Annotated in this window: 7 protein-coding genes and 1 tRNA gene; 5 read left to right on the forward strand and 3 right to left on the reverse strand. The window is 65.5% G+C overall.

Annotation, left to right across the window (positions count from 1 at the left end; translation table 11 throughout):
• Positions 1 to 190 precede the first annotated feature (190 nt).
• The 3 genes from dcd to ABD151_RS08765 all read left to right on the forward strand — a co-directional run bounded on the left by dcd (position 191) and on the right by ABD151_RS08765 (position 1,745).
• Positions 191 to 766, forward strand: coding sequence for a dCTP deaminase (dcd, locus tag ABD151_RS08755; RefSeq protein WP_343993370.1), 576 nt, complete (start codon positions 191 to 193; stop codon positions 764 to 766).
• Between the two features lie 99 nt (positions 767 to 865).
• Positions 866 to 1,636 carry an SGNH/GDSL hydrolase family protein gene (locus ABD151_RS08760; RefSeq protein WP_343993372.1) on the forward strand — a complete coding sequence of 257 codons (771 nt, stop codon included), beginning with the start codon at positions 866 to 868 and terminating at the stop codon, positions 1,634 to 1,636.
• A 33-nt stretch (positions 1,637 to 1,669) separates the two neighbouring features.
• Positions 1,670 to 1,745 (forward strand) — tRNA-Gly (locus ABD151_RS08765).
• Positions 1,746 to 1,785: 40 nt separating this feature from the next.
• Here ABD151_RS08765 and ABD151_RS08770 read toward each other — a convergent pair.
• The gene (locus ABD151_RS08770) at positions 1,786 to 2,214 is read right to left on the reverse strand and encodes a VOC family protein (protein ID WP_343993374.1); all 429 of its coding nucleotides are present in this window, start codon (positions 2,212 to 2,214) and stop codon (positions 1,786 to 1,788) included.
• Between the two features lie 134 nt (positions 2,215 to 2,348).
• Positions 2,349 to 3,071 (reverse strand): hypothetical protein, encoded by a 723-nt coding sequence (locus ABD151_RS08775; protein ID WP_343993376.1) that lies wholly within the window; start codon positions 3,069 to 3,071, stop codon positions 2,349 to 2,351.
• 147 nt (positions 3,072 to 3,218) lie between these two features.
• Between ABD151_RS08775 and ABD151_RS08780 the strand changes: the two genes are divergently transcribed.
• A complete protein-coding gene (locus ABD151_RS08780) occupies positions 3,219 to 3,836 on the forward strand; it encodes a TetR/AcrR family transcriptional regulator (RefSeq protein WP_343993378.1) in 618 nt (205 codons plus the stop codon).
• Between the two features lie 507 nt (positions 3,837 to 4,343).
• On the forward strand, positions 4,344 to 5,306 hold the full coding sequence (locus ABD151_RS08785; protein WP_343993380.1) for a DUF4365 domain-containing protein: 963 nt from the start codon (positions 4,344 to 4,346) through the stop codon (positions 5,304 to 5,306).
• A gap of 23 nt (positions 5,307 to 5,329) precedes the next feature.
• On the opposite strand, the gene ABD151_RS08790 is transcribed toward ABD151_RS08785, so the two are convergent.
• Positions 5,330 to 5,565: hypothetical protein (locus ABD151_RS08790; protein ID WP_343993382.1), on the reverse strand; the 236-nt coding region annotated here is incomplete at its 5' end.

Genomic DNA, 5,565 nt, shown 5'->3' on the forward strand with positions numbered 1-5,565 from the left:
AGGCGGCGGCCGTCACTGCCCTGTGGGACGTGGCGTTTCCCGGCGGGCCGTGCGCTGCGGAGAGATTCGCTGCGCGATTCCGTTAGGTAAACCTAACCTAACTTCTTCCGGGATGGCAAGGGCTTCCCGCGAACTCTCCATTCGTGATCACCTCTGCGTCGGCGGGCGCGTTGACGATAGGGTTCGCAGCGTGCTGCTCTCCGACCGCGACATCCTGGCCGAAATCGAGGCGAACCGGATCTCCATCGCCCCGTACGAGGCGTCGATGGTCCAGCCGTCGAGCATCGACTTCCGGCTCGACCGGTTCTTCCGGGTCTTCGAGAACCACCGCTACCCGCACATCGACCCGGCCGCCGACCAGTCCGAGCTGACCCGCGTCGTCGAGCCGATCGAGGACGAGCCGTTCATCCTGCACCCCGGCGAGTTCGTGCTCGGCTCCACCTATGAGGTCGTCTCCCTGCCCGACGACATCGCCGCCCGCGTGGAGGGCAAGTCCTCGCTCGGCCGCCTCGGCCTGCTCACCCACGCCACCGCCGGCTTCGTCGACCCGGGCTTCAGCGGCCACGTCACGCTCGAGCTCGCGAACGTCGCGACCCTGCCGATCAAGCTCTACCCGGGCATGAAGATCGGCCAGCTCTGCTTCTTCCGGCTGACCTCGCCGTCACTGCACCCCTACGGCTCCGAGAAGTACGGCTCGCGCTACCAGGGCCAGCGCGGCCCGACGCCGTCGCGCTCCTTCCAGAATTTCCACCGCACCCCCATCTAGCCCGAGGGCGCAGAGATGGCGCGCGAGCTTGCGCCTCGGGCGCGCACTCTCGCCGACCCCGCGACGACGTCGCCTTGAACCGCGTTGGATCATGAACTCATGAGTAACCCGGTCTTCTCGCGCTACGTCGCACTCGGCGACTCGTTCACCGAAGGAGTCGGGGACCCCGACCCGACGCGGCCCAACGGACTGCGCGGCTGGGCGGATCGAGCGGCCGAGCAGCTGGCACTCGTGAACCCGGAGTTCCGCTACGCGAACCTGGCGATCCGCGGCCGCAAGATGCCACAGATCATCGCGGAGCAGATCGAGCCGGCGCTCGCCCTCGAGCCCGATCTGATCACCATCTACGCGGGCGGCAACGACATCCTGCGCCCGAAGGTCGACATCGACGCCCTGGTCGAGAGCTACGACGCCGCCGTCGAGCGGTTGGCGGGCACCGGCGCCACCCTGGTCATGTGGACGGCGTTCGACGCCGGCACCTTCCCGCTCTTCAAGCCCACCCGCGGCCGGTTCGCGATCTACAACGAGCTGGTGCGCGAGGTCGCCGAGAGGCACGGTGCGCTACTGCTCGACTTCTGGCGGATGCGCGACTACCGCGACCCGCGGTACTGGGATGCCGACCGGCTGCACATGGGCCCGGCCGGCCATCAGCGGATGGCAATGGCGGTGCTCGACCTGCTCGACGTGCCGCACACGCTCGGCGCACCCACGCTGCCTGAGGTGGTCGTGGTGCCGCGGCGCGAGCAGATGCGCAACAACGCCGCGTGGATGCGCGGCGAGATGCTGCCGTGGATCCATCGCCGGGTCACCGGCCGCTCGTCGGGCGACACGGTCAGCCCCAAGCGTCCGGACCTCGCCCCGGTCGAGTAGCATCGACCGCGACCGAGGTCACACCTCGGCATTGCGGATGTAGCTCAGTTGGTAGAGCGCGACCTTCCCAAGGTCGATGTCGCGAGTTCGAGTCTCGTCATCCGCTCCACGCTGGAAGGGCCGCCTCACCGAGGCGGCCCTTGCGCGTCTCAGCCCTGGGCGCCGGCGATGTTCACCAGCCACTTCACCCCGAACTTGTCGGCGGTCTGACCGAAGTAGTCGCCCCAGGGCGCCTTCTCCAGCGGAACGTGCAGCTCGCCGCCCTCAGCGAGCTTGGCGAAGGCCTCGCGCAGGAAGGCCTCGTCCTCCGCCGGGCCGCTCAGCGAGATGTGCCCGTTCTCGATGCTGTCGCCGTGTGCTGTCGGCACATCGGCACCCATCAGGTTGATCGAGTCGGAGACGACCAGCATGCCGTGCATCAGCCACTGGGACTCGGACTCCTTGACGCCCATCTGCTCCAGCCCGCCCATGTCGGCGTAGCTCGACGTCGTCAGCTCGCCGCCCAGGATGGACTGGTAGAAGGTCAATGCGTCCCGTGCGGTGCCACGGAAGTTCAGATACGGGTTGAGAGTGGCCATCACAGCTCCTCGGTTCGATCGGATGGGGACGCCAGGACCGACCGGTCGACGACGTCGAATTCATCGTTGCACCGACCTCCGACAACGCCAACGCCCTCACCACCATCCGTGGCGAGGGCGTCGGCGGGCGTTCATCACGACTGCGCGCAGGCGTCCACCTCACGCGGGGTGCTGCTGCTCAGGCTGGCCACCTGGTCCTGCTCGTCGAACCAGACCGTGTAGCTGTCCTGGTTCACGTACCAGCTCAACTCCGTCTGACCGTCGTCGTCGACCTGCTCCTCGCCGGCCTCACCCATCCAGGACTCGACCTGATTGCGGGTGACGCCGACCTCCACCAGGCAGAAGACCGCCGCGATCTCCTCTGCCTCCTGCTCCGGGACCCGCACCGGATCGGTGCCTGTGCTCCCGCCGCCATCGCCGTGGGTGCCGATCTCACCGTCGAGTCGCCAGACGCCGCCGACGACGACCATCCGGTAGGTGCCGCCGAAGCCCTCGAGCTCGTGGGTGACCACGGCAGTCGCACCGTCGCCGTCCGCCTCGACCGCGACGGTCGACCTGCTGATGTCGATGAACGGCTCGCCCTCAGGGATCATCTCCTTCACCGCCTCGACGCGCTCGACGCAGTCGGCGGTGGCATTGAGCTCGTTGAGCTCGGTCGCGAACGCCTGTGACTCGTGCTCGCACGCCGCAGGGTCGCCGGCGAAGGCCTTGGTGAAGTAGTCGAGCACCACGGCCTTCGCCTCGTCGAGCGACGGCCTCGGCGCCGCTCCCTCGGTCGCGGCACTCTCGGAGTCGGAGCCACAGCTGGCCAACGCCACCCCGGCGGCGAGGGCAAGTGCGGAGATGCGGATCTTCAACGAACGACCTTCCTCGGCAACGGGCGCCCGGGTCTCCCGAGACGAGACGGTCGGCTTCTGCGCACGACACCGCGCCCTATTGCTGCCATCATAGTATTAATGCACGGTATGCACTTTGTCGTGCTGCAGGTGCCCTAGGGTGACCCCATGCCAGAAGACCCGCCCGCGTCGCGGCAGGAGCGCCGCAAGGCCCAGACCCGGGCGCGGATCGTGGCCGCTGCCGACCAGCTCTTCCAGGAGCGCGGCTACGTGGAGACCTCGATCGAGGAGATCGCCACGGCCGCGGACGTCGCCGTCCGCACGATCTACCTGCACTTCGAGTCGAAGGCGGCGATCATGCTCTCCTACTTCGACGAATGGACCGATGCCTTCATCGCCGCGGTCCGCGAGCGCCCGGTCGACGAGCCGGTCCGCGACGCGGTCGCGGCCGCCCTCCGCGCGATGGGCGACGCCGGCTGGGCAGATCGGGTCGAAGGCGGCGACGCCCGCCCGCACCCCCTCGTCGAGTACATCGGCTCCGGCCCGGTCGACATCGCCGGTCATGTCCTGCACCGCTGGATGAACGCCCTCTCCACGCTCACCGACGACGCCGCCGCACGGATGGGCGGCAGCGGCCCGGCGATCGACCCGCACGCCCGGGCAGTCTCGGTCTTCCTGGTGTGGATCTCCGCGATGAGCGCCGCCCGGGAGAAGCAGCGCGGCACCGTTCCCGACGACGTCACCGGCCTGACCATGCTGGACCGGATCGCCTCCGGCGACCTGTGACCGGCCGACCGCGTAGCGTGAGCACGTGAGTTTCCCTGGTTTCACCGAAGCGGCCCTCGACTTCTACGACGACCTCGAGGTCGACAACACCAACACCTTGTGAAGTTTCGGGCCGTTCTTTCTCGCTAGAAACTTCCGCTTGACTTTCTCTTCGTTTCGATGTCGGGCGATCTGACAGCCTAGTAGCGGATCGGTGGACCCGGCACCCAGACATCGCATCAGAGGCGCTCAGATCGACGCCTGTGGCCTCTGAGGGCTATACCAGGGATGCGGTGCGGCCCAGCGTCCCCGTTTCCTGTGGTTTCCCCTCACTAAAAGAGTTTCCAGACTCGCAGGCATCGGGCGGGGACCTTGCAGTACAGGGGGTATAGCCCCTCGGCGAGGACCCCGAGGACCGCCGGGTGATAGCAGCTAGGACTCTGCGCAGGTTTCAAGGCCTGTCAGTTGAGCGATCTATGGTCTTTTGAGATGCCCTGAAAGTCCTGGGCGATCAGGCATCCTTTGTACATGCCACAACGACGACCTTCAGCCAGAGTCGGTAGCGCGGGGGTCACTCACACCGCCCTCGCAGTTCAAGACGAACTCGGCTGGCTGTTCAGGGAGCAGCCGACTGAAGACTTCGGGATCGACGCCCACACCGAGGTCGTGGACGCAGACAACGTGACAGGGCGACTCCTTGCACTGCAGATCAAGAGTGGTCAAAGTTGGTTCAGGGAAGCGACCCTCGGGGGCTGGTGGTATCGGCCAGACAAGGACCACGTGGCCTACTGGCTTGATCACTCGCTACCAGTCGCGGTCGTCCTGTACGACGACGTAAAGAAGACATGCTTCTGGCAACTGATCTCCCGAGACACACTCCAGCAAACGAAGACCGGCGGCTGGAAGGTGCTGGTCCCGAACACACAGGTGCTAGACAGAACGGCAAGCGGACCGCTCAAGGCGGCAGCCGACGGTGATCCCTACGAACTCCGCCTCCGCGAGCTCCGCCTCGCCAAACCTTGGATGGACATGCTCGCCAGAGGAACTCGACTCGTTGTCGACTTCGAGGAGTGGGTTAACAAGTCTTCAGGCCGAGGCAAGATCGCTATCGGGATCGACCACGAGGACGGAAAAGACCCCGAACAACTCGTGGCCTGGAACTTTTTCATAGGTCTGAGGATGTACGCAGATGTGGTGCCACTGATGTTCGCTTGGGCAGACTGCTCCCTCCACGAGGAGACATATGAGCAAGCCGACTTGGAGAACTACGAGGATGAGTGCATGTTCTGGGACGAAGGGGACAGGTTCTACCGCGAGTCTTTCGAAGACTGGAGCGCAGCCACCCGTGGTGAACGGATCAGGCCATACGCGAACGGCGCAGGAGAAGTGGACTTCTTCCGCGTCGAACTCACCCTCAACGAACTTGGGAAAGCCTTCTTGATAGTAGATAATTTCGCCAACACCAAGGTCCGGCAGTTCACCACCAGCTAAGTCTCCGGCTCCCAAGGTACTCCTCAGAAAAGGGCGTCCGTCCAAGCTTCGATGCGGTCCGGCCGATCCATCCGAAGTTGCCCAAGAGATCGCGCTGCAGTGCCCTGAACGACCACAGTTGCGCGATCTGTGTACCAGGGCCATGCCATGTCGTGCTGCTGCTTCGACAAGAGCACTTCCAGTTGAGCTGCCTCCTGCTTGTAAGAGGTATCCAAAGTGATGGAGTAGAGCCCGATGTCATCGTCAACGTGCCCGATGC

Origin of the sequence: Nocardioides dubius (genome assembly GCF_039528155.1) — a bacterium.
Taxonomy (GTDB): domain Bacteria; phylum Actinomycetota; class Actinomycetes; order Propionibacteriales; family Nocardioidaceae; genus Nocardioides; species Nocardioides dubius.

What these genes read in the sequence shown, in the direction of transcription:
- ABD151_RS08760 (WP_343993372.1), top strand. Translation starts at nt 866, where the DNA reads ATGAGTAACCCGGTCTTCTCGCGCTACGTCGCACTCGGCGACTCGTTC.
- ABD151_RS08770 (WP_343993374.1), bottom strand. Translation starts at nt 2,214, where the DNA reads ATGGCCACTCTCAACCCGTATCTGAACTTCCGTGGCACCGCACGGGAC.
- ABD151_RS08785 (WP_343993380.1), top strand. Translation starts at nt 4,344, where the DNA reads ATGCCACAACGACGACCTTCAGCCAGAGTCGGTAGCGCGGGGGTCACT.
- ABD151_RS08780 (WP_343993378.1), top strand. Translation starts at nt 3,219, where the DNA reads ATGCCAGAAGACCCGCCCGCGTCGCGGCAGGAGCGCCGCAAGGCCCAG.